Consider the following 21984-nt stretch of genomic DNA (forward strand, 5'->3'; position numbering starts at 1 on the left):
GGTTACTGACTGTTGTCCGGTAGTATCACTCGTCCGCTCGATCACCACTCGAGGCCAGCGACCAGAGCACGAGCGCTCCGATAATGACGATGCCGATGGCTGCCGCTGCCATCGCCGAGAGTTCGATGCCGAAAAACCCGAGTACTGTTCGCAGTTCGACGAGCACCACGATCAGAAAAGCGATCACTAGGAGCAACTGCACACGCGAGAGAGCCATCGAACAAACACCTACTGTCCGTCTGTATGCTCACACACATATAGTTTCGCCGGCATATCCGCCCACGTCACGGATCGATGGCAGTTCGGACGCATACGGACGGACGGCGGACTAGGCGAGTGAGTGGTTTCATATGGACTGTTGTGGTCAATTACCGCCAATCACGGACCCCACCGCGGGTGATCGGTGGTACACCGGTACAGCAGACCGATCAGGATCGCTCGTCGTAGGCGGTTTCCCGGTCCTCGTCCAGAACGAACGGTCCCTCTTCCGGCGTCCGCCTCGTCACGTTTGCAGCACGCAGGACGTAGGCGGTGAGCACGGCGTACGGGGCGAGTGCGATGGTGTACGCGAGGCTAATGAAAACCGTCAGTGGGGTGTAGCCAAAGACGGTGACATCTGGAAAAAGCCCGGTGTCGAGGGCGAGCAACACGTAGGTGATGAAGACGATAATCGGCAGGGAGACGGTCAGCAGCGTCGTCGAGAGGTCCGAGAGCTCGAGTTTGTAATAGAGCGTCTTGAAGTACTCCCTGCTCACCATCTGCCTGCGGAGCATTCTCACGATATCGTCGATAGCCGCTCGTTCGGCCGAAGTGAGTTCGTCCCCGTACTCGGTGCGGATGCGCCGTGACTGATAGAGCTGCCACGACGAGTCATAGTTCAGTCCCGTCAGCAGTTCGTCCGTAGAGCCGTCGGGAACGCGGGAGAGCGTCGTCAGCACCTCTTCGGTGTTCACTTGGATGTCTTGCTGGAGGCGCTCGATCTCGCTACGGTACTCCCGGTCGCTCGTTCCGTCGATCGACTGCAGGTCGTTGGCCCGGCCCTTGATCGACCGGAGGACGACAGCCATGAACTGCCCCGGTCGCGCCGGACTCACGTCTACGATGTCGTGCTCCTCGATCTCCTCCTGGAAGTCGATGATCGTGTCGACCCGTTCCGACTGGTTGCCAAGCGAGGTTAGTTCTTGAGAGATTCCGACGGCCGCGATCGAGACGACGATCGAGACCAGCAGTATCGTCCCGCTGAGTAGGGTGTTAAACACGGTCTGGACCATCGTCGTCTCGGCCAGCAGTTCCTGATACTCGATCGGCCAGATACCGCCCATCGCCAGCAGGATCGTGAAGACGGTTGCGAGGAGTGCAGTCGCCACCCGCTCGCGACTGCCGTCGAACAGGAGCCACCGTTTGAGTCGGTTTTCGCTCGAGCGGTCGAGTCGACCGCGAGAGGTACCGATACGGTCGCGGAGAGACTGCAGGGCAGAGTCACCATCGGCCATCGGTGGATATCCGACATCCTCGAGCCACAAATAGGCGACACCGGCACTGAACGACGACGCACCTCGATCACGTCTCAGGTCGACTCGGACCCATCCTCGAGTCGATCGTAGTTCTCGTTGACGACCTTGAGCGTCGCGAGCAGGGCACCGAGGAGCACGGGACCGAAGAACAGCCCCATGATGCCGAAGGCGTAGATCCCGCCGAGGACGCCGAGGATGATGACTGCCGGATTGATTTCGGCGTAGCGATCGACGACGATCGGCCGTAGGTAATCGTCTGCAACTCCGACGACGATAGCGCTGTAGACGGCAAGCCCCAGTGCGAGAAGCGGTTCGCCGGTCAACAGGAGGTAGATTGAAGCGGGGATCCACACCAGCGGCGCCCCGATCAACGGGACGAGCGAGAGGATAACCATGATGAACGTCCAGAACGTGGCGTTGGGGATGCCGGTCGCGAATAGCCCCAGACCGGCGATGACGCCTTCGACGATCGCAATCAGGACGTGGCCGGCCAGGACAGCCCACATGACTTCGTTCAGTTCGCCGTAGAGGTCGTTCTGAACGTCCTCGGGAAGTGGGGTCGTCTCTCGGAGCCAAGCCATCAGATTGTCGCCATCCTTGAGCAGGTAGTAGAGGAGAAATAGCGCCAGCCCAAGGCCGATCAGCGCGTGGGTGACCACGCTGAACCAGGCCGTTGTCTGTTCGATGATGATGGTCCCGATCTGCTCTGCGGAGTCGACAAGCGTCTCCGTCAGATCGATCTCGAACCCCGTCTCGTCTTCGAGCCATGCCTCGAACTCGGCTACCTGTAGTGTTTCAGGATCGAGTTCCTGGACGAGTGCGGCGGCGTCGTCGGCGACGACAAGGGCGACCAGCACGAACGGAATGATGAACGCGATGATCGAAAGCAAGACCAGCGTTAACGCCGCAATCGTCGGCGAAACGTAGCTCTCGAGTCGAGCCTGTAGCGGATAGCAGACGAAGGCGATGAGCACGGCTCCGAGGACGAACTGCAAAAACGGTGTGACTAGTTGCCACGAAAGATACGCGAAAAGGACGACGAGTGCCAAAAGATATCCCTTACTCAGATTCACAGTAAGCGTCTCCACGAAGTGACGGATAAATCTGGGGCCAGAACTGTAGTGTGAGGCCACGCTGGTCCTGTTACGTTCTCGATGTCTGCGGTGCTCGCTTGCTCAGCCAGCCCGGGCGTACACAACGCAGTTGAAAGGCACCAGTCCGAAAATCAGTGTGCGTCTCGAGACGCCGCCGTCGTTCCAGGAGGTCAGGTTACAGTTCGATGACGGCCTCGAGTGCGATATCGATCGCGCGGCCGACGTTGTTTTTGGCCTTATCGGGGAGTTCGTCGTCTTCGGTGTCGGTGCCTTTCTGGGTGCCCTCGACGAGGTTGCCGTCGACGGTACAGATCGCGCCGGCACGAAGGCCTTTGCGGCGGGCCAGCGAGAAGACGGCAGCGGCTTCCATCTCGACTGCGAGGAGACCGGCAGCCTCCCAGTCGGCGACGGCCGCCTCGGATTCGGCGTAGTAGGCGTCATCAGAGGCGATGGGGCCGACGTGAACGTCTTCATCGTTTGCTTCCGCAGAGTCGACCAGCGCCGACAGCACGTCGTAATCCGGGACGGCGGGGTATTCGACGGCTTCGTACCGTTTCGTGGTCCCCTCGTTTTTGGCAGCGCCGGTTGCGACGACCATGTCGCCGATCTCGATGTCGGACTGGAGTGCGCCGGTCGTGCCGACGCGGATGAACGTCTCGACGCCGACGTTTGCCAGTTCCTCGATCGCGATGGCTGCGGACGGACAGCCGATCCCGGTCGAGCAGATCGTCAGCTCTTGCCCCTCATACGTTGCGTTGACGACCTTGTACTCGCGGTTTTCGGCGACCGTCTCGGCGTCGTCACAGTGGCTGGCGATTCGGTCGACGCGGCCGGGGTCACCCGGGATGAGTACGCGATCGGTCAGATCTCCGTCGTCGACCAGCAGGTGTGGTTGGGTTGCCATACGCTCTGATTCCCGTGGTGGCGAGAAAAAAGGTTCGAGGACGAGCCCCGAAATCGTGCGTTCGGCGCTCGTCACTCACATCCCACTCTATCTGAGAGCGCGGCGGATTCCGCGCTGTCAGTTCATCTGACGCACGTCGATTCGACCTGCCCGAACCGTCACCAGCACGTCTTCGACCGCGAACTCGATGGTCCCCGCTTCCCGGCGCCGCCCCGTTTGCGTGTCCGCAAAGAGGGCATCGAGTGCATCAGGGTCGATGTAGTCGTACAGGCACGTATCGGTTTCCTCGACGCGTTCTCCGTGGTACTGTGCCAGCGCCGTTGCAACGGCGATACTTGGCGATTCCTCCGCACCTCGCTCGTACTGGATGTGGCGTTTAAACTCACACCCATGGGACTCCCTAATCCTTCCTTCCGTCATGTCTCTCCGTCACGTCTCCGTGACTCTCTACTCGAGTGGGCAACGGCGTCGTGTATATAACTACCGTCAGACAACGTCCGGTGAGAACCGCCAGACTGCGCCGGATTCGGCCAAAACTCGTCATCGTAAATATGTGTTGGCTATGATCTGTCTGCGAGAAACGTTTCGACCTCGGCTCGCGTTGGCGCGCTCCGTGCGCCGTCTCGGCCGGCTGTGAGCGCTCCACAGGCGTTTGCGTACGCGAGTGCGTCCTCGAGGTCGCCACCCTCGAGTCGGGTTCGGAGAAAGCCCGCGGCGAACGCATCTCCCGCACCGGCCGTGTCGACGGGATCGATGTCGAATCCGGGATGCGTGTACGTTCCGTCGGGAGCCCAGAGTTCCGCGCCATCGTCGCCGGCAGTGACGACGACGATCCGTTCGTCGCCGTGATCGATGACGTCTCCGGCCAGCGCGGTCGCCTCGCGCTCGGTGACAAACAGGATGTCAGCGGCCGAAACCGTCGCGTCGTACTCGCGGTCGCCAACGCGACGACCGGGGTCGAAACTAACCGTCACGCCGGCCGCTGTCGCAATCTCTGCGATGGCCGCAGCGGTCTCCGGCTGCTGGCTCGTGAGATGAACGTGATCGGCCGCACAGATGCGTGGCGGCTCGAGGTCTGCCGGCTGGATGGCTTCGTTAACGCCGTCGGTGCCCAGTATCGAGACCTCGCCGGCGTCGTCGACGAGCAGATACTTGACGGCCGTTTCGGCTCCCTCGATGACACGCAGTCCCGACAGCGAGACCCCTGCATCCTCGAGGTCGCGTCTGGCCAGCAGGCCGTTGTCGTCGTCGCCAATGCTGCCGATCAGCCCGGTTTCGACCTCGAGGCCGGCGAGTGCGGCGGCGACGTTTGCAGCACTTCCACCACCGGACTGGCGTTGAGAGCGGATCGTCGCCTCACCGTCGGCTTCGGGGAGGCGATCGACACGAAGCGTCACGTCCCAGTTGACGTGACCAGCAGTGAGTACGGAGGGTCCCATTCGATGCTACAGCAAAACGGCGGGGGTCAAAAAAAATCTAGGTGATGAGAAAGAGCAAGACGTTGTGTGTGCCCGGCCCGAGTCCGACTGCAGCGACCAGTGCGAGAAGCAGTCGGGCTTGCTGTGGTTGTTCCTCGACGTACTCTCTGAACAGCCCGAGAATGACCATCGCAAGGGCGACTTTCACGAGGATGAACAGCCAGCCAGCGCCGATGTACGCCTCGGTTGGCAGCGCTTCGCCGGCCTCGAGGAGCAGACGCGAGAGGGGGACTTCCTCGCTGGCTCCGAGGATGTCGTAGCCGATCGCTGTCGAAACGCCGTCTAAGGTGTGGCCGAAGACGACGAGTGCACCAGTGAGCCCTGTTGTCGCAGCGACGTCGGTAAACGAGAGACTGAGTGCGACCCAGGCGATCGCGGTGACGATGCCGGTGACGACGACGGCGATGACCGGCCAGAACGGGTCGATCGTTCCGCGCTCCCAGCCGATGTTGAATGCGATCATCGCGAAGACGGCGAAAAAGGCGGTTCCAGAGATGCCGACGAACCGCGAAATCGTCGACTGGAGGCCGCCGGCATACAGGAGACTCGCGATGATCCACGCGGCGCCGGCGATGACTGCCGTCACCAGATACACGCTTGGTGATGCGAACAACACTTCGATGTGGTCCGGATAGGCTTCGATTCGGTGGAGGACGTGCAACGTAGCACCGAACATCATCCACGGCGCAAACGCCAGCACGGTTCGATCGGTCACCGGTGGATCGAGTGCCCACAGCAGTGCGATGACTCCCGCCAGCACCACGAGTAACGGAACGAGGAGGTACCACGGCGGAAGCACGAACCCCTCGGGTAATACCATACAGGTATTGGCACAGACCAGCGACTAACAGTTTCCGATCGACAACGATTTTGATGGATGAAATTTTCTCGCCGTTCGCGTCGACGACCGTCGACGTCGACGCGAGGAGTGGTTGTGTGTCCTACGGCTCCCACGGTTCGCCAGTCGTCTCGCCGAACAGCTCTCGCATCAGCGTCACGATGCTTTCGGGCGGAAACTGGCCGCGCTCGGTGACGATGGCGTCGACGTGCCGTGGTGGCGTGACATCGAAGGCAGGGTTTTCGACGACGAGCCCATCGTCGTCGCGCTCACCAGTGATATCAGCCCGTTGGTCGTCTGCAAGGACCTCGGTTTCGTCTCGCATCTCGATTTCGACGGTGTGGCCCGTCATCGTGTCCGGATGGAGCTTGAGTGTCTGGGCAGCAACCATCACTGGCACACCTCGCTCGCGGGCGTTGACCGCCAGCCCGCTGGTCCCGATTTTGTTGACCACGCTCCCGTCGGCGGCGATGCTGTCGGCGCCGACCAGCACGTGATCTGCCTCGTCGAGATATCGCCGAGCCGCGTTGTCGACGATCAGTGTCACCGGCACCCCCCACTCGCGTAGCTGTTGGGCCGTGATGTGTCCCTGCTTTCGCGGACGCGTCTCCTTGACGATTGCCTCGATCTCCTTGCCGTCCTCGAGAGCGGCCTCGAGACACGAGAGGGCGTCCGTCGAGTGACAGTGAGTCATGACGACATCACCGTCGCGGAGTCGGTTCGAACCGACCTCGCCCAGTTGTTGCTGTGCCTGTGCCAGTTCCGCCCGGAACTCCTCGGCGCGGGCGATCGTCGTGGCTCGCAGCTCCGAGACTGTCTCGCCGTCCATCCCGCGAAGCACGTACCGAAGCGCGTTCGGCAGGCTCACTGCAGTCGGTCGAGTCTCGTAGAGCGTTTCTGCGGCGGCTCGCAGCTGGCGCTCGAACGCCGCTGGCTGCGTTGTCTCGGCTCGCTCTGCCTGTGTCGCAAGCGCCTTCGCGGCCGCATCGGCGATCGTCGCCGCCCCTCGGGTTCGCATCGCAGCGATGTCGTCAGCAGTCGCCACGACAGCTGGATCGACGTCGGGCTGGCGGTTTTCCATGTGGATACGATGCATGCCAGCAGACAAAAGTGATCGGGCGGGTTTTTGCCCGTTCGACGACTCGTTCCCGTATGAACCGCAGCGAACTCGCTCCCGTAATCGATCACACCGTTCTCGGCCCCGAAACCACACCTGCTGACGTCCGGCAGGTCCTCGAGGAGGCCCGCGAGCACGGGATGAACGCCTGTATCCCACCCTATGCCCTCGAGCTGGCAACCGAGTACGCACCCGAGGTCACGCTCGTCACCGTTATCGGATTCCCACACGGGCAGAACGACCACGACGTGAAACGGCGGGAAGGCGTCCTCGCCTGGAAGGCCGGCGCGGACGAACTCGATGTCGTCATCAACGTCGGTCGGTTGCAAGCAGGCGAGGACGACGCCATCAGAGCCGAACTCGCCGAGCTCGTCGCCGCGGTGCCGATCCCGGTCAAAGTGATCCTCGAGACCGCACTGTTGACCGACGCCGAGATCGAACGGGCCTGTGACGCGGCCGTTGCAGCCGACGCCGCGATGGTCAAGACGTCAACGGGTTTCGCCGATGGCGGGGCGACGATCGCAGACGTCGAGCGCATGCGCGAGTATCTGCCCGTCAAGGCAAGCGGCGGAATCGGCAGCTACGACGAGGCGATCGCTATGCTCGAGGCCGGTGCAACACGGATCGGTGCCTCGAGCGGGGTCGAGATTCTCGACGGTGCGCCAGAGTAGCACGCTCAGCGTGACTGCTGGTCACCGTCGATAAGCTGCTGGATCAGGTCGCTGTCGTCGCTGCCGAGTGCCGACCGCACCAGCAGGTGGCCGCCCAGCACGGAGGGGCTGATCACCGAATCCGCACCGGCGTGCTCGAGCTTTCGGGTATTCTCGCGATCAGTTGCGGCGGCGACGATGCGAGTGTCAGGCGCGAGCTGGCGTGCGGTGATGATCGCAAGTGCGTCTTCGGCGTCACGGTTGGTCGCGACGAGGATCGCGCTCGCACGGTCGATTTTCCCCCGTTGTAACGGCTCCTCGTCGCTTGGGTTGGCAGTGATCACTGCGATCCCGCGATCGGTCAGTTCCGGTGCGACTTCGCGGTTGTTCGTCACGACGACGAACTCTCGGCCGCTGCTCGCGAGTTCGTCGACGATCGGTTCCGTCAGTTCGCCGTAGCCGAGGACGAGGATGTGATCCTCGAGCAGTTCGAGTTGTGAGTCGGTCATCTTTCCGAGTGTTTTCGTGATTCTCGTCTGAATTGCCGGGCCGACGAGTGCCCCGATCGCGATACCGAAACTGGCCACGCCGAGGACGACGACGGACATCGTAAACAGCATCGCTTCGTGCGTCTCCGGGCCGATGTCGCCGTAACCAACGGTGCTCGAGGTGATCAGCGTAAAATAGAAGGCGTCGAGGATGTTCTCGATCCCGTCGAAATCCTCCCGAAGCGCGTACGCGCCGAAGGTGCCGTAGGCCTGGACACCGACGAGTGCGCCCCCGGCCGCGAGCTGTGTCGTGGTCAGCGCCAATGCCTGATCGAACCGCTTGCGGGTAAACAGGAGGAGCGGAATCGAGAGCAGCGAGAGGACGATGAGCGGTAGCGAGTACTGGCTTACCTGCAACAGCCCCTGAACCGCCGTTACGGGCATGAGGATCAGTGTCGCCCACCAGCCGGCTCGCAGCCCCCGGCGCAAAGCGAGTGCACTGCCGACCATTAGAAACCCGGTCAGCGCGCCAGTGAAGCCGACCGCCTGCTGGACGGCATCGGGGACCATTCCGACGAGCGGCCCCTCGGCGACGGTGTCCTGACTGATGTGGATCACGCCCGTGGCCACCGAGAGGAGTGCAACGATCAGCGCGAGACCGATGGCTGCGCGGACAGTCACCAGTCGCTTCCAGTTGTCCGGGAGCCGCTCGAACAGGGCCTCACCGACCATACACCGGGTCGGAGACGGCATTAGTTAACGCCTCCGTCTCGGGATGAATCTGCGGCTAGCAATCCTCGACCATCGTGGCCACTGCCGAGAAACGCCCTTTGGCTCAGCCACCTTGCTCGCTTGCCACCGCTCTCGGGCTGTCGATCCTGCGACGGGCTGCCGCGTCGGTACTCCTTTATCATTCCCGGGCCTGTCGCCCACAATGACACTTCCGGTCGAGATACTGCTCGGGCTCTATCTCGGACTCCTGACCGGCATCGTCCCCGCCTTCGTCGCCGGTTCGCTCGGATTTCTCGTCCGCTACTTTACCGGTGTTACCCTCCCTGGGTTCGGTGTCGTCGTTCTGGCGCTCTCGATCGCCAGCGTGCAGGGAGGGTTACTCGGCCTCGTCGAGCCCGACATCGCCCAATCGCCGCGGCTCCTGGTCGCCGTCCTCGTCGTGCTCATGCTTGCACTGTATGCCCACAATCAGGGCGACAAACTCGGCGCTGAACTTCCCCGCCGGCTCTCGCTGACCTCGATTCGCCAGCGAACGCTGTCGGCCGACGTCGTCGAACTCGTCGGCACGATGGGACAGGTCACGGTCCGACCAACCGGAGAGATCCGCGATATGGAGGGGTATCCGCCACTGTCGCCGGCTCTCCGGGAGACACTACAAAACGGGTCGTGGAAACTGCCCGCCGATATTCCGCTCTCGGAGCTCGAGCTCCGCCTCGAGGAACGCCTGCGCACGGATCATGATCTGGCCGACATCGATGTGACGATCGACGAGCAGGCGCGGGCAACGATCACTGCGGCACCGCCGTCGGGCGGACTCTCGCGGCGCGTTCCCGAGGGCCAACGTGCTGTCACGATCGCAACGCTGGTGCCGACGGGGGTCGCCCGCGGGGACGAGGTACTCGTCCGGACAGGTGAGCGAACGATCACTGGAACGGTACTGAGCGCTGGAACCGAAATCGACGCAGAACAGGCCGACACAGCGACCACCAAGCCACCAACCGAGGACGGAACAGCCGTGTCTCCCGACGGCGAACCCGAGTCGGACCCGGAACCAACCGAACGACCGACTGCATCGACTGCCGGCGGCGTCGGCCGTGTGACCATTGCCGTCGCCCGCCGAGCGGTCACCTCGCTACTCGAGGCGGAGTCACCACGACTCGTCGTCCGATCGCGAGGCACGAGCCAGGAGTTCGAGGCCTTCGCGCTGATCAGACGGTCCGGGTACGTGATCCGACGGCTCACTGTCGGCTCGACCGATGCGGTCGACGATCCGGCGTCGGAGACAGACGTGACAATGCTTGCCGTTCGCCGTCAGGGAAGTGAGACGGGCGGCCGTCGACACGGCTGGGTGTTCGGGCCCGGCATCAAACGCGCACTCGAGAGCGGTGATGAGGTGTTCATCGCGGGGCCGGAAGCAGCGATCGACGAGTTCGTGGCGGTGGTCGGTCGATGAGTGACCTTCTCGTCGGCCAGCTGATCACCTCGGAGACGCTGCTGGACGCGATCATCCGTCTTCTCGGCTTTAGTTTCCTCGCGGCTGGGACCGGCGCCGGCGTCGCGTTCGTCTTTCGCTGGTACAGCGCTGAGGAGATTCCCGAAGGGATCGCCATCTTGCTTGGGGTTTCGACGGTCGCGCTCTGGCTGAACACCAAGTCGGCACTCCAACAGGCGATCATCGGCGATACGGGAATGCTCGAGCCCGCGACCGCCGTCTACACCGTCGGCGCGTTCGTCGCAAGTGCAATCGCTGCCGACGGCGGCCGTCGGCTGGGCGACTACCTCGCAACGGACGTCTTCTCGATGACGGCACCCCAGACGATGACCGAAGTCGGGCAACTGGTCCGTTCGGCCGGCCGCGTCGTCAGCGTCGACCTTCCCGAGACGATCGCGGACGTCGATGGCTACGACTCCGTCGACGACTCGACGAAAACCGAACTGGCGGGCCAGACGATGCTCCTCCCACGGCGACTCTCCATCGAGCAACGTCGAACGCGGCTGCTCGACCGCCTCAAACACGATTACGGGATCGGTCACGTCGACGTCGAATTCGCGGCCGACGGGACGATCGAGTATCTCGCGGTCGGGAGCCGTCCAGCGGGGATCGGCCCGACGCTCGCACCGGGCAGTGTCGCCGTTGCGATCCGTGCCGACCCTGCACCCGATGCCAGCCCCGGCGATGCCGTTCGGATCTGGTGTCGCGAGGGGGACTCGCTTCGCCGGGTGGCCGGTGGGGAACTTCGTGGCGTCGCAGGCGACGTCGCAACCGTCGCTGTCGACGCTGACGACGCTCGGCGCCTCGAGGCCGACGACACGTATCGGCTCGTGACGCTCCCGCGAAGCCCCGGGACGGAACGAGAGCTCGTCTCCGTGCTTCGAGCGGCACCCGAGACCGTGATCACGCGGCCGATCACAGCCGGCGACGCGCTCGACGGCGCAACTATCGACTCGCTTCCAGTGCTCGTTATCGCCATCGACCGCGGCGGCTTGGATGAGAGCGGCCAGCTCGCACTGCCAGCGGGCGAGACCCGACTCGAGGCTGGCGACGTCGCCTACGTGCTGGGCCGACCGGAGGCTCTGCGTCGGCTTGCCGAGCTGGAACGCGAGGACCGATCGGGCGAGCCGTCGCCGACAGCACATCCTCAGGAGCGGTAGCTACTTGCCTCCGGCACCGATACCGCCACGTATGTCCACGGAATGGAAGCTCTTTGCTGACCTCGCCGAACATGCGGGCGACAAACACGTCACCGTCGACGCGGCTGCCGGTGATACCGTTGGTGACGCTCTCGAGGACCTCCTTGACGACCGTCCTGCTCTCGAGGAGCGCGTCCTCGACGACGACGGCGAGTTGCGATCCCAGATCAACGTGCTTCGGAACGGAACCAACGTGTTAGTCGAGGCGAAGGGCCTCGAGACGGAGCTCGAGGGTGACGACGAGTTGGCGCTGTTTCCACCGGTTAGCGGCGGATAGCCGCCCTCGAGTCGTCGGACGTGTCCGTCAGTGTCGTGCATCCGCGACGCGTGCGAGATCACAACCCGGGACGGCGGCCCGTCTCAGTGGACTGTGAGATCAATGCCAAGGACGAAGTCGGGCTCTTCGGCGAGTTCGACGCCCGCGTAAGCGGCGTCGCTGACCGCACGAGCAGTCTCGGGGATCAGGACGCGCGTCTGGTCAGCCCCACAGGCGGCAGCGTCGCGGGCAATCGCCGCGAACAGCGAGCGCCCAGCCGCGGCGTCGTCCCACGCACCGACGCCGTACTCGGCCCACGTTTCAGTGCTCGAGTCGCCCGACTCGTCCTCGACGTCCCGCTCGAACGTTCGTGAGCGGTAGGCCGCGCCTGCAAGTCCGTCCTCGCTCTCGACTGCGAAGACGGCCGTCTCGTCCGCGAACCGTTCGAAATCGTCGCGTGTGATCTCTCTGATCGCCCACGGCTCCTCCGGGGCAAGCCCGAGTCCCGAGAGCTGGGTGCGAGTGTCGCTGTGGGTCCAGTAACGCCACGTGGCTGTCGGATCGCTCGAGACTGACTGTGGCCCCTCGGCGTCCGAGTCGGGGGTTGGATGGGCGAACCGAAACTCGGTGATCGGCTCGTAGCCGCTGGCTCGCGCTGCACCGACCGAAACCGTGTTCCACGAGAAGATCATCACGCGGGCGACCGTGGCCCCCTGCGCTCGCGCCCACTCGAAGCAGGCCTCATTGAGTCGGTGGCTGACACCCCGTCCCCGGTAGTCGGCCGCGACGCGAATGCCCTGAAACCAGGCCTCGTCGGGTGTGAGCATCACCGCCTGCACGATGCCTGCGGCCTCGCCATCGACCGCCGCGAGGAACGTTTTCTTGCCCGTCTCGTTGTCGGCCTCGAGCCAGTCGTGGTAGATGTCGGGAATGTAGTCACCGCCGCGGTCAGCCCAGATGTCGCTTGTAAAGTCGACGACAGCGTCGTAGTCGTCGTGAGTCGCGCGGCGAATCTCGAGGTCGAGAGCAGCGTCTGTCGCGTCGCTCATAACCCAATTGTTCGGGCCGTAGCAGGAAAGGCCTCCCCCTCAGTTAGCGCGTGGTTCGCCAACAGCGACGAACAGCGAGCCGACTACTCCCAGGGAACCGAGCGCTGTTGAATCTCGCCGGCCAGTGACGTGCTCATCGCTTCTTCGACGTCCTCGCTGTGCTCAAGTGCCCACATCAGTTTCACTTTCGCCGTCCCGGGGAGCGTGTCGCCGGCTTCGACGACGCCGGCCTCGAGTAAGTCCCGACCCGTATCGTAAACGCGGTCACAGACCCGCCCCTCGAGACATTGGCTGGTCATGACGACCGTCGTGCCGTCGTCAACGAGGGCTTCGATCCGGGGAATAAGATCGGTGTGGATGTGGCCGAGGCCGGTGCCCTCGATGATCAGGCCTGCCGAGCCCTCGACAACGTCGAGGAACGCGGGATCCATCCCGGGCGTGAACTTCAGTAGTTCGACGTCGCTCTCGAGGGCCGTGGCTCGCTCGAGGTCGACGGCGTCTCGCTGCTGGTACGGTCGCCGGAATTCGATCGCTTCGCTCTCGTAATCCACTTCGCCCAGCGGCTCCGCCCCGACGGTCTCGAAGGCGTTTCGGCGCGAGGTGTGGTTTTTCCGGACCCGCGTGCCGCGGTGGAGTGCACAGACATCGTCGCTTTCGGTCCCGTGCATACAGACCAGCACCTCCGCGCAGTCGCTTTTCGCGGCTTCGACGGCCGAAACGGCGTTCATGACGTTATCGGAAGAAGGCCGGTCGGCCGATCGCTGGGAGCCCGTAAAGACGATCGGCACCGGCGTCTCGAGCATAAACGAAAGCGCAGCAGCCGAGTACTGCATCGTGTCGGTGCCGTGCATGACGACGACGCCGTCGGCGCCGGCTTCGATCTCCTCGGCGACGGCATCAGCGAGCTCCTGCCAGAGCGGCGGTTCCATGTTCTCCGACAGGATGTTGGCGACGACTCTTCCGCGGTAGTTCGCTCGTCCCGCCAGATCCGGCACCGCCCGCAGGACGTCCTCGGCGTCGAACTGTGCCGTCACGGCACCCGTACGGTAGTCGACCGTCGACGCGATCGTGCCACCTGTCGAGATCAGCGAGATCGTCGGCAGATCGTCGTCGAACTCGATCTCAGAGGCCCCGTCGTCGCCCGTCGCGTCCGTGCCGTCGATCTCGTAGACATCCGATTCGAGCTGTTCGACATCGGCTTCGGTGCGGTCGATCCCGATGTTGTAGCCGCCCTCGAGTTTCACGACGAGATGCTCGTCGGTGCTCGATGGGAGTAACACGCCTTCGTACGTGCGATCCGCGCGGTCGACGCGAACGCGATCGCCTGGATTCATGGGTGGGCGTTGCGCGGCATCGGACTTGAAGGCACGCTTTCTGTGGCCAGTGGCTCCAGCGGCGACTCGAGCGCGTCTGCCGGGGAGTCATGCGGGTGGCCGGACAGAGCGACGTGCAGATCGAGTCTGTCACTGCGACCATCGCCGTCGTGATGACCACGCGTTCGTGACTGGCTGTCTCTTGAGTGCCGTCTGCCGGTCTCAGCCGAACAGACCGAGCAGGACCAGGCCCAGTCCGGCCAGGAGGAGGATGCCGGCGATCATCGCGGTCAGAAGCTGTAGCGAGGACTCGGCGTCGTCGGGCAACTCGAGTCGTGGATAGAGGCGGCGGGCGGCGACCAACACCCCAACTCCCAGGGCGAGTGCGCTGGCGCCGAACGCCAACAACTCGGCGTTCATCGATCACTGGTACCGGTTCCGTCGTGAAAAAACGGGAGCCTCGTGTCGGCTGTCGAACACGGTGGCGGACTCGAATGGGCAGGGAAAAGCCCATGCTCTCGGCGACGCAACGGTTTCGTATGAGCGACCGCTCGGACGAGGTGACCGAGAGCCGCGACACCGAGGACCTCCTCGAGGAGACGGATCGACTGCTCTCGGATGCTGGCCTCGAGTCCGGTGGTGACGAGTCGTCGGCATCGGCTGATCGGCTGTCCGACACGAGTGCTGATCTGTCGGCCGAATCGACCCACGAGATGCCGTCCGACGACACGAAAACGGATTCCTCGCGGCTCGAAGGGGTCCGATCGTGGCTCTCGGCCGACTCCTATTTCTCACCGCGGGCGTTTCTCGCGTTCGTCCTCCTCATCGGCGCTGGGCTGCTCGCTGGCGGGATGACGATCCCGATCGCTGGACGGATCATCGGCATCCTCGGCGTTGCGTTTGCTGTCGGGTTGCTGACGTCCAGACGGCGCTATCTCGAGTTGACGGCTGCCGGGACCACGGTCGGTGGGGTGTCTGCGGTGGCCAGTAACGCGTTTCTCGCCGCCGCTGGCTCGTTCGAGACCGTTGTCGCCGTTGGCGTTGCCGTCGGACTGGTCGCCTCGCTCATCGGCTACTACTTCGGTCGCGACTTGCGAAACGGGTTGACCCGCGAGGTTCCGTGAAACGGTACGTTTGTCCTTCGACGGCGCGTCTCCCTGTCCTCGAAAAGCGATGCGGTTCGGCTGTGGTTCGAGATGGTACGCGTCTCGTCCTCACGAAAGACGGCCGTCTTTCGACCGACAGCGAGAGCTCTGCTCTCGCCATGCCGTGAACGGCGAGGCGTTGTGCTTGCTCCGAAAGGCTGTCCGACGGCTGTCAGTGGCGTTTGAACGCTACTCCGACGTCAGCTCCCAGCCACGCTCGGCTCGGCGAACGATTCCCTCGTCAGCCATCGACTCGAGCAGTTCGGCGACGACTTCTCGAGGGGCCTCGACGTCTCTGCTGAGTTCACCCACCGACTTCGGTTCCGTTCGAATACTTGCCAGTACGTCAGCGTAGATTCGACTTTCGGGTCCGGTACCGGCGGTTTCAGAAATCTGGTCGAGTACGTCACAGAGTTGCCCCTGCACCCACCGTTGGGCCAGTGAGAGTTCGTTTTCGAGTTGCTCTAACTCCTCGAGTGCACGCAACAGGCCGTCGAGGTCGTCCATCTCGTCGGGAAAGACGTCGAGTGTGAGATGCCGCCAGGACGTGATATCGAGGCTACTGTTTGCAGGGTAGGCGCTCTTGCTCGCAAAGCCATACGGCGAGACGTTGACCTCGAGACGGACGTGACGGGCGATATGAAAATATTTCCGGCGTTGATCGTCGACGCGGCTCTCGATCAACCCCGCGTCCTCGAGCTTTCGAAGGTGTTCGATGACTGCCTTGGGACTCACGCCGAGATAGTCGGATATTTCAGTGACATAACAGGGTTTGCGGGCGAGAAGCCGGAGAATACGCCTCCGGTTTTCGTTTCCCAACAAATCCAGCAGTTCGGCGGAATCCATCATGAGATGGTTGGGAGTCGCCGCTAAAAAGAGTGTCTGCTCGCCACTACCGTTTTCGCCCAGTTCAGGGCCGTTACCGTCTCACAGAGCCGTCAGATGCCGACGTGGGTGACAGACTGGCAGCTTTCCGATCGGCTCAACTGTCGGTGTTCGGGCTACTGTCGGAGCCAGCCCCGGCTTCTGAGCCGGGACTCGAGTCGGCATCCGAGCCGTTTGTCGGCGGTGCAGTGTCAGACTCCTGCTCGGAATCCGAACTGGCGCCTGGTGTCTCCGCCGGTGGGCCGGCCTCGGCTCCCGTAGTTGCAGTCGACTCGTTGCCTGGTGTCTCCGCCGGTGGGCCGGAGCCGTTGGATGGCCCCCCGCCAGCGAGACTCCGTGCGAACTCGGACACTTCGGGGCCGGTCAACGCTGATGCGTTTGCCTGGAGGTGAGCGACCCGGTCGCCAACACCGGCCTCGTCAGCCCGGTGTTCGATCTGTCCTGCTGATCGGTCGAGCGACTGAATTTCGACAGTGAGTCGCGTCATCCGCGCCTGATACTCCCCGGGGTGGAGGTCGTCCTGTTGCTCACGAAGCGCTTCGCGTTCGGCCTCGAGCGCCTCGAGTTTGTCCTCGAGATCAGCCGTTCGATCGTGGACGAGAGCTGTCTGACTGTCGTTGTCTGCAGCGCTATACTTCGCTTCGAACATCCCGTCGTCAACCGCGTTTTCAGTCTCGGCTGCACTGGACTGCATAAACATCGACACGGAGGTGTTTGTCGCCGAGTCGGTGGTTTCGGTCTCGGTTGTCGTCTCATCCGTTAACACTCCTGCGACGGCACCGCTTGCAATGGGGGCAATCATCAACCCAACGGTGGCGACCAACACGAGAAGTGCAACCGACCGAGTGGTGGTCATTACCCTTCTGTACTTTCGAACATACTAAAAAGACAGACCTTCGTTTGAACCGTTCAATCGGTCCACGACTGTTGAAAATCCGTTCGAAGCGTTTACACCAGCTTCACCCACGTTCACGGAAGTCCAACCGGTGCCTGAACCTCGAGTGTGGGGCCGCTGTAACCGAGTCGATCCTATAGTAACAACTGCAACGATTTACACACTGATCGCACAGCCGTCGTGCGATCAGGTGTGCATTGACTTGCAGTGGCTACTATACCACTGCGTTGGAGACCAGCGATGGCCCTCGCCAACGGTCTCACCTCGTGATCATCGTTCACAGTGGCTGTTTAACCGTTTATAAAATGCTTGTTCGACGCGCAACGACCTCGAGAGCCGAACATGTGTCTCGTTGTGTCCGAATCCTGTACCGATCTTCTGCCCTGATAGTCCTCCAACTTAACTCTGTTCGAAAATAGTTATATCTCGCCATCCCTTGGTATGACATACCATGTTCGAGGTGTTTTCGCGGAGCTACTATCTCGGACGACTCTACGTGACCCCAACCGACGGGGATCACGCCCTCATGGATAGCAAGCAACACGAACGACTAAACGAGGAGCTCTATGCACGCGGTGACGGCATTGAACGGCTCGATGCGCCACTGGTGATGAAACTCGAGTCCCAGCACTTCTCGGTTCATGGAAACGATGCCGTCCCGACGAACACGCTTGCCCTCCCCGAACCGGTACTCGAGGGAACTGACGTTCGAAATCCGCCCTCGCTTCGTGAGGTGTTGCTTGCCCGCCGCGAACGTGCCCAGCAGTTGCTCGCGTTCACTGGCGACTGGTCGGGTCCCGGAAACGACCTGCCGGACGCCGGAACCTAGAAGTATTTTCGCTTCGCCTGTTCAGTCAGATGCTCGATGAGTTGCTCGGCCGCGCCTCGCTGAAAGCGCGTATCGACGAACTCGAGGAAGAAAACGAGCGCCTGCAAAAGCGCTACGAGGCCGAATCCGACCGCCGCGCGGAGGCTGCCACGGCCAGACAGGACGTCGAAGCGGAGGTGAACCGGCTCGAGGACCGCATCGCCCAACTCGAAGGCGAACTCGAGCGGGTCGGTGACGACGAAACTGGCCTGGAGGTGCGCCGCCGCGAACAGCTTCGCGGCAGCCGACTCGCCGAGGTGGTCGACCGGCTCACCTCGTTCCGGACGGGTCCCGAAGGCGCGTTGACGGCAGTCGTCGGCGAGGACGGCCTCGCGGGGCTTCAAGACGAGGTCGATGTCGACCTCGAGGACGTCCTCGGCGAGCGAGTCGCGCTTGTCGATGACGCCGCCCCCTGCGTGGTGTGTGCTGACGATGCTGGCCTCATTAGTGTCACGCTCGAGCCGCCGGTGCATCTCGACGGTGACCACCGAGTCGGCTGGGGAGATCAGTTCGCACTCGAACGCGAGTGGTTCCTGCCGACCGGCCGCTATGCGCTTGCGCTCGTGCGGGCCGATCTGTTCGCGCTTGGGATCTACGACGGCGACGAGCGCGTCGACTATCGCGGGTTCGACAGCGACGTCAAAGGCAGTCACTCGAAAGGCGGCTTCTCGCAGGCTCGGTTCGAACGCATCCGCGACGATCAGATCGACGCCCACCTCGAGCGCTGTGTCGACGCTCTCGAGTACGTCCCCGACGACGTCGAGCGCCTGTTCGTCGTCGGCCAGCGCGGCGTCGTCGGGACGCTCGTCGACGACGCCGGCCTCGAGCCCGCGGGCACTGCGGCTGTCGATGCAACCGGCGATCCGAAACCCGCACTCGAGGATGCTCACCGGTCGTTCTGGACGACGGATCTGCGAGTGCTCTGAGGCTGGCACGCGACAGGAGACTCCTCGAGGACTGGTGTGCTGAGCGTCGCGGGAGCCGACTACCGGCTGCCATTCTCTTGTGATCTGTACGGTTAAATAGGCCGTCGACAATGCTCGTGTATGCGCGTCGCAATTCTTGCACATGAGAAGTTCCCCGACCGTGCGAAAACAGCACTTGGTGTGCTTCGGTACGCCGACTACGAAGCCGTCGCCGTCCTCGACCGCGAGACGGCCGGACAGCGAGTCAACGACTTCGTTTCGGACGTCCAGGATGCACCAATTCGTGAATCGATGGCCGACCTCGAGGCCGACGAGGTCGACGCCCTGCTGATCGGTATCGCGCCGATCGGGGGCGGCTTCGAGGAGAGCTGGCGTGTGGACGTCCGCACGGCCCTCGAGCGTGGCTGTGACGTTATTTCGGGACTGCACTACTTTCTCGACGAGGACGAAGAGTTCGTCCAGCTCGCCGCCGAGAACGACTGTGAGCTTCGAGACGTCCGAAAACCGAGCGACGACCTGACGGTCAGTCAGGGTGTCGCCAACGAGGTCGACGCCGAGGTTATCCTCACTGTCGGTACCGACTGCTCGGTCGGGAAGATGACCGTCTCGATGGAACTCGCCCGTGACGCTCGCGAGGCCGGCTACGACGCTGCCGTAATCCCGACTGGCCAGACGGGGATCATGATCGAGGGCTGGGGGAACCCGATCGACCGGGTCGTCAGCGACTTCACCGCGGGGGCCGTCGAGGAGATGATCCTCGAGAAAGGTGACGAGCACGACTACCTCTTCGTCGAAGGGCAAGGCAGCATCGTCCACCCGGCTTACTCCGCCGTGACCTGTGGTATCCTCCATGGCGCGATGGCGGACAAACTCGTGCTCTGTCACGACGCCGGCCGTGAGGTCGTCCACGGCTACGAGTCGTTCCCGCTTCCCGACCTCTCGACGTATATCGACCTCTATGAGAGCCTTGCCGCGCCCGTCGCCGACAGCGAGATTGTTGCCGGCGCGCTCAACACGTCCGACCTCGAGGACGACGAAGCCCGTAAGGCGGCTGATGAGTACGCCGACGCGATCGACGTTCCTGCGACCGACGTCGTTCGGTTCGACAGTGAGACGGTCCTCGACGCCCTGCTATGAGCCTTGAAACATCGTTCGAACGGCGCTCGCTCCCGCTCGAGTATCCGTTTACGATCGCTCGTGGGACACAGACCGAATCGGAAGTCGTGACGGTTCACGTCGAAGACGAAGACGGACGGGTCGGCATCGGCGGCGCAGGGCCGGCTCCACATTACGGTGAAACGCCGGCCACCGTCGAAGCCGTCCTGCCGGACCTGCTCGCCGTCGTCGAAGCGGTCGACGACCCGCACAACCTCGCGCGGATCGAACGTCGCATGCGCGAGACGGTCGAGCGCAACCCGGCCGCCCGAACTGCGGTCAGCATCGCCTGCCACGATCTCGCGGCGAAACGCCTCGACGTTCCACTCTATCAGTACTGGGGACTCGACCCTGCCGACACGCTCGAGACCTCCTACACCATCGGGATCGACGATACGGAGTCGATGCGCGAGAAGACGGAGACGGCACTCGAGCGCGGCTACGGCCGCCTGAAAGTCAAACTCGGCACGGATCGGGATATCGAGATCATCCGGACGATCCGATCGGTCGCCCCCAACGTCGACCTCTTCGTCGACGCCAACGAGGCCTGGGCCCCTCGCGAGGCGGTCCGGAAGATCGAGCGGTTGACCGAGTTCGACCTCGAGTTCGTCGAACAGCCCGTGCCCGCCGAGAATCGCGAGGGACTGCGATTCGTCTACGAGCGCTCGGCGTTGCCGATCGCCGCCGACGAATCCTGCGTGACCCTCGAGGACATCCCACAGATCGCCGACCGCTGTGACATCGCGAATCTGAAACTGATGAAGTGTGGCGGTCTTCGGGAAGCGAAACGGATGATCCACACCGCCCGCGCCCACGGCCTCGAGGTCATGTGTGGCTGTATGACCGAGTCTAACGCCTCTATTGCGGCGGCTGCCCACCTCGCGCCGCTGCTCGACTACGCCGACATCGACGGCTCGCTGTTGCTCGCCGACGACCCCTACGACGGCGTCCCGATGCCTGACGGCCGGGTCGACCTCGCGGCTCTCGAGCGACCGGGCACCGGCGCGGCCCTCGAGTAGTCACGCAACTGGACAGTCACGATACCCACCAGCAGGGGTTTATGAGAGTCGTTGGTGTGGACAGTGGTCGTATGGACGACAGTAACGGCCATCGACACGTGTCACGTCGGTCACTCTTGCGGGCTGCAGCGGGAACGGTCACTATTGCAGCAGTTGGGACAGGACAGGCGAGCGCGGAGGGAAGCGTCTCGACCAGCTGGTTCAACAGTCACTGTCCCGACGCAACGCTCGAGCCGAGTATGGGTCACTGCGTAGATGACGGGATGGCTGGCTGTACGGACGACCATCCAGCGACGGTCGAACTGCGAGCGGCGGTCCAGGAGACGCTCGAGGAGCAGTATTCAGATGCGGGCGCGCTGGTCGAGGCAGGGTTTAAACCGTACTTCGACACGCTCGACCGGGATGCCGACGGCTGGTCACACTGGATCAACCCGGAATACGTCGGCGACGACGCCGTTCTCGACCCCGAACGACCAGAATCCGTGCTCGTCGACAACGAGACGTGGCGCTCGATCGGTGTCATGTTCATCGCGACGGAAGACGGCGAGCCGATCGAGCCGCCCGCAGTCTACGGCGACGACACCGAGGATCTGTGTTCGCCCTGGCACTACCACGCCGGCCTCCCCGGCCGATTCGCATGGTGGTACTACCGGCAGGCCTACGAACGCGATTTCGAAGACGGCGACGTAACACTGCCCTGTCGGACGCCCTGTATGATGCACGTCTGGACGGTCGACCACCCCGAGGGTGTCTACGCCCACGACGGACCGCCGCGGGAGTATCGGGATCAAGAGCCTGCCGACGACCCCGGCTTCGAAACCGGTGCCAAACCCGGAACCGACACCCTCGATTGGGACGCGCTCCCGAGCGACCTCGTTCCCGAACAGCGCCCCGACGAGCTTGCGGCGCTGACTCCCGAGTTGTAGTTCCCCTCGACATTTGAGTCCCCGCGCTCGAAGCGCCGCGA

At 63.2% G+C, this 21984-nt stretch carries 24 protein-coding genes; 10 read left to right on the forward strand and 14 right to left on the reverse strand.

Features of this window, described 5'->3' with window-relative positions; all coding sequences use genetic code 11:
• Window positions 1-25 precede the first annotated feature (25 nt).
• From ACERJA_RS06860 to ACERJA_RS06895, 8 genes are all read right to left on the reverse strand, one after another.
• Entirely contained in the window at window positions 26-217 is a 192-nt protein-coding gene (locus ACERJA_RS06860; RefSeq protein ID WP_373607512.1) for a CbaC protein, read from the reverse strand.
• Window positions 218-428: 211 nt separating this feature from the next.
• Window positions 429-1493, reverse strand: coding sequence for a hypothetical protein (locus tag ACERJA_RS06865; protein WP_373607513.1), 1065 nt, complete (start codon window positions 1491-1493; stop codon window positions 429-431).
• Between the two features lie 74 nt (window positions 1494-1567).
• Window positions 1568-2587 (reverse strand): AI-2E family transporter, encoded by a 1020-nt coding sequence (locus ACERJA_RS06870; protein ID WP_373607514.1) that lies wholly within the window; start codon window positions 2585-2587, stop codon window positions 1568-1570.
• Window positions 2588-2783: 196 nt separating this feature from the next.
• The gene (locus ACERJA_RS06875; protein WP_373607515.1) at window positions 2784-3512 is read right to left on the reverse strand and encodes a nucleoside phosphorylase; all 729 of its coding nucleotides are present in this window, start codon (window positions 3510-3512) and stop codon (window positions 2784-2786) included.
• A gap of 117 nt (window positions 3513-3629) precedes the next feature.
• The gene (locus tag ACERJA_RS06880) at window positions 3630-3932 is read right to left on the reverse strand and encodes a HalOD1 output domain-containing protein (RefSeq protein ID WP_006064998.1); all 303 of its coding nucleotides are present in this window, start codon (window positions 3930-3932) and stop codon (window positions 3630-3632) included.
• 140 nt (window positions 3933-4072) lie between these two features.
• The gene (locus ACERJA_RS06885; RefSeq protein ID WP_373607516.1) at window positions 4073-4951 is read right to left on the reverse strand and encodes a carbohydrate kinase family protein; all 879 of its coding nucleotides are present in this window, start codon (window positions 4949-4951) and stop codon (window positions 4073-4075) included.
• Window positions 4952-4988: 37 nt separating this feature from the next.
• On the reverse strand, window positions 4989-5810 hold the full coding sequence (locus ACERJA_RS06890; protein ID WP_373607517.1) for a DUF63 family protein: 822 nt from the start codon (window positions 5808-5810) through the stop codon (window positions 4989-4991).
• Window positions 5811-5931: 121 nt separating this feature from the next.
• Window positions 5932-6909: a ribose 1,5-bisphosphate isomerase gene (locus tag ACERJA_RS06895; RefSeq protein WP_373607518.1), complete on the reverse strand. Its 978-nt coding sequence runs from the start codon at window positions 6907-6909 to the stop codon at window positions 5932-5934.
• Window positions 6910-6980: 71 nt separating this feature from the next.
• On the opposite strand from ACERJA_RS06895, the gene deoC reads away from it, so the two are divergent.
• Window positions 6981-7616 carry a deoxyribose-phosphate aldolase gene (gene deoC, locus ACERJA_RS06900; protein WP_373607519.1) on the forward strand — a complete coding sequence of 212 codons (636 nt, stop codon included), beginning with the start codon at window positions 6981-6983 and terminating at the stop codon, window positions 7614-7616.
• 5 nt (window positions 7617-7621) lie between these two features.
• Here deoC and ACERJA_RS06905 read toward each other — a convergent pair whose 3' ends face one another.
• Window positions 7622-8815: an NAD-binding protein gene (locus tag ACERJA_RS06905; protein ID WP_373608453.1), complete on the reverse strand. Its 1194-nt coding sequence runs from the start codon at window positions 8813-8815 to the stop codon at window positions 7622-7624.
• 202 nt (window positions 8816-9017) lie between these two features.
• Here ACERJA_RS06905 and ACERJA_RS06910 point away from each other — a divergent pair, with 202 nt between their 5' ends.
• From ACERJA_RS06910 to ACERJA_RS06920, 3 genes are read left to right on the forward strand one after another with little or no spacing between them, the layout of a single operon-like run.
• Window positions 9018-10268, forward strand: a complete 1251-nt coding sequence (locus ACERJA_RS06910) for a potassium transporter TrkA (RefSeq protein ID WP_373607520.1) — start codon at window positions 9018-9020, stop codon at window positions 10266-10268.
• On the forward strand, window positions 10265-11467 hold the full coding sequence (locus tag ACERJA_RS06915) for a TrkA C-terminal domain-containing protein (RefSeq protein WP_373607521.1): 1203 nt from the start codon (window positions 10265-10267) through the stop codon (window positions 11465-11467). The genes ACERJA_RS06910 and ACERJA_RS06915 overlap by 4 nt, the downstream gene beginning before the upstream one ends.
• A gap of 31 nt (window positions 11468-11498) precedes the next feature.
• Complete coding sequence (locus ACERJA_RS06920; RefSeq protein WP_006064990.1) at window positions 11499-11783, forward strand: ubiquitin-like small modifier protein 1; 285 nt, start codon at window positions 11499-11501, stop codon at window positions 11781-11783.
• An 83-nt stretch (window positions 11784-11866) separates the two neighbouring features.
• Here the strand turns inward: ACERJA_RS06920 and ACERJA_RS06925 are convergent, their stop codons facing one another.
• The 3 genes from ACERJA_RS06925 to ACERJA_RS06935 all read right to left on the reverse strand — a co-directional run bounded on the left by ACERJA_RS06925 (window position 11867) and on the right by ACERJA_RS06935 (window position 14544).
• Entirely contained in the window at window positions 11867-12811 is a 945-nt protein-coding gene (locus ACERJA_RS06925; RefSeq protein WP_373607522.1) for an N-acetyltransferase family protein, read from the reverse strand.
• 83 nt (window positions 12812-12894) lie between these two features.
• Complete coding sequence (gatD, locus tag ACERJA_RS06930) at window positions 12895-14145, reverse strand: Glu-tRNA(Gln) amidotransferase subunit GatD (protein ID WP_373607523.1); 1251 nt, start codon at window positions 14143-14145, stop codon at window positions 12895-12897.
• A 201-nt stretch (window positions 14146-14346) separates the two neighbouring features.
• On the reverse strand, window positions 14347-14544 hold the full coding sequence (locus tag ACERJA_RS06935; protein ID WP_373607524.1) for a hypothetical protein: 198 nt from the start codon (window positions 14542-14544) through the stop codon (window positions 14347-14349).
• A gap of 119 nt (window positions 14545-14663) precedes the next feature.
• Here ACERJA_RS06935 and ACERJA_RS06940 point away from each other — a divergent pair, with 119 nt between their 5' ends.
• A complete protein-coding gene (locus ACERJA_RS06940) occupies window positions 14664-15248 on the forward strand; it encodes a DUF456 domain-containing protein (RefSeq protein WP_373607525.1) in 585 nt (194 codons plus the stop codon).
• Window positions 15249-15458: 210 nt separating this feature from the next.
• Here ACERJA_RS06940 and ACERJA_RS06945 read toward each other — a convergent pair whose 3' ends face one another.
• Window positions 15459-16115: an ArsR/SmtB family transcription factor gene (locus ACERJA_RS06945; RefSeq protein ID WP_373608455.1), complete on the reverse strand. Its 657-nt coding sequence runs from the start codon at window positions 16113-16115 to the stop codon at window positions 15459-15461.
• A 136-nt stretch (window positions 16116-16251) separates the two neighbouring features.
• Window positions 16252-17010, reverse strand: a complete 759-nt coding sequence (locus tag ACERJA_RS06950; RefSeq protein WP_373607526.1) for a hypothetical protein — start codon at window positions 17008-17010, stop codon at window positions 16252-16254.
• A 490-nt stretch (window positions 17011-17500) separates the two neighbouring features.
• Here ACERJA_RS06950 and ACERJA_RS06955 point away from each other — a divergent pair, with 490 nt between their 5' ends.
• The 5 genes from ACERJA_RS06955 (at window position 17501) to ACERJA_RS06975 (ending at window position 21943) form a co-directional block, all read left to right on the forward strand.
• The gene (locus ACERJA_RS06955) at window positions 17501-17878 is read left to right on the forward strand and encodes a DUF5802 family protein (RefSeq protein ID WP_373607527.1); all 378 of its coding nucleotides are present in this window, start codon (window positions 17501-17503) and stop codon (window positions 17876-17878) included.
• A gap of 29 nt (window positions 17879-17907) precedes the next feature.
• Window positions 17908-18843, forward strand: a complete 936-nt coding sequence (locus ACERJA_RS06960) for a Vms1/Ankzf1 family peptidyl-tRNA hydrolase (protein ID WP_373607528.1) — start codon at window positions 17908-17910, stop codon at window positions 18841-18843.
• A 120-nt stretch (window positions 18844-18963) separates the two neighbouring features.
• Entirely contained in the window at window positions 18964-19980 is a 1017-nt protein-coding gene (locus tag ACERJA_RS06965) for a DUF1611 domain-containing protein (protein WP_373607529.1), read from the forward strand.
• Window positions 19977-21017: a dipeptide epimerase gene (locus ACERJA_RS06970; protein ID WP_373607530.1), complete on the forward strand. Its 1041-nt coding sequence runs from the start codon at window positions 19977-19979 to the stop codon at window positions 21015-21017. Before ACERJA_RS06965 ends, ACERJA_RS06970 begins: the two co-directional genes overlap by 4 nt.
• A gap of 71 nt (window positions 21018-21088) precedes the next feature.
• Window positions 21089-21943 carry a hypothetical protein gene (locus ACERJA_RS06975; protein ID WP_373607531.1) on the forward strand — a complete coding sequence of 285 codons (855 nt, stop codon included), beginning with the start codon at window positions 21089-21091 and terminating at the stop codon, window positions 21941-21943.
• Window positions 21944-21984: the final 41 nt, after the last annotated feature.

The sequence above is a fragment of the Natronorubrum sp. A-ect3 genome (assembly GCF_041821125.1).
In the GTDB taxonomy this organism is placed as follows: Archaea; Halobacteriota; Halobacteria; order Halobacteriales; family Natrialbaceae; genus Natronorubrum; species Natronorubrum bangense.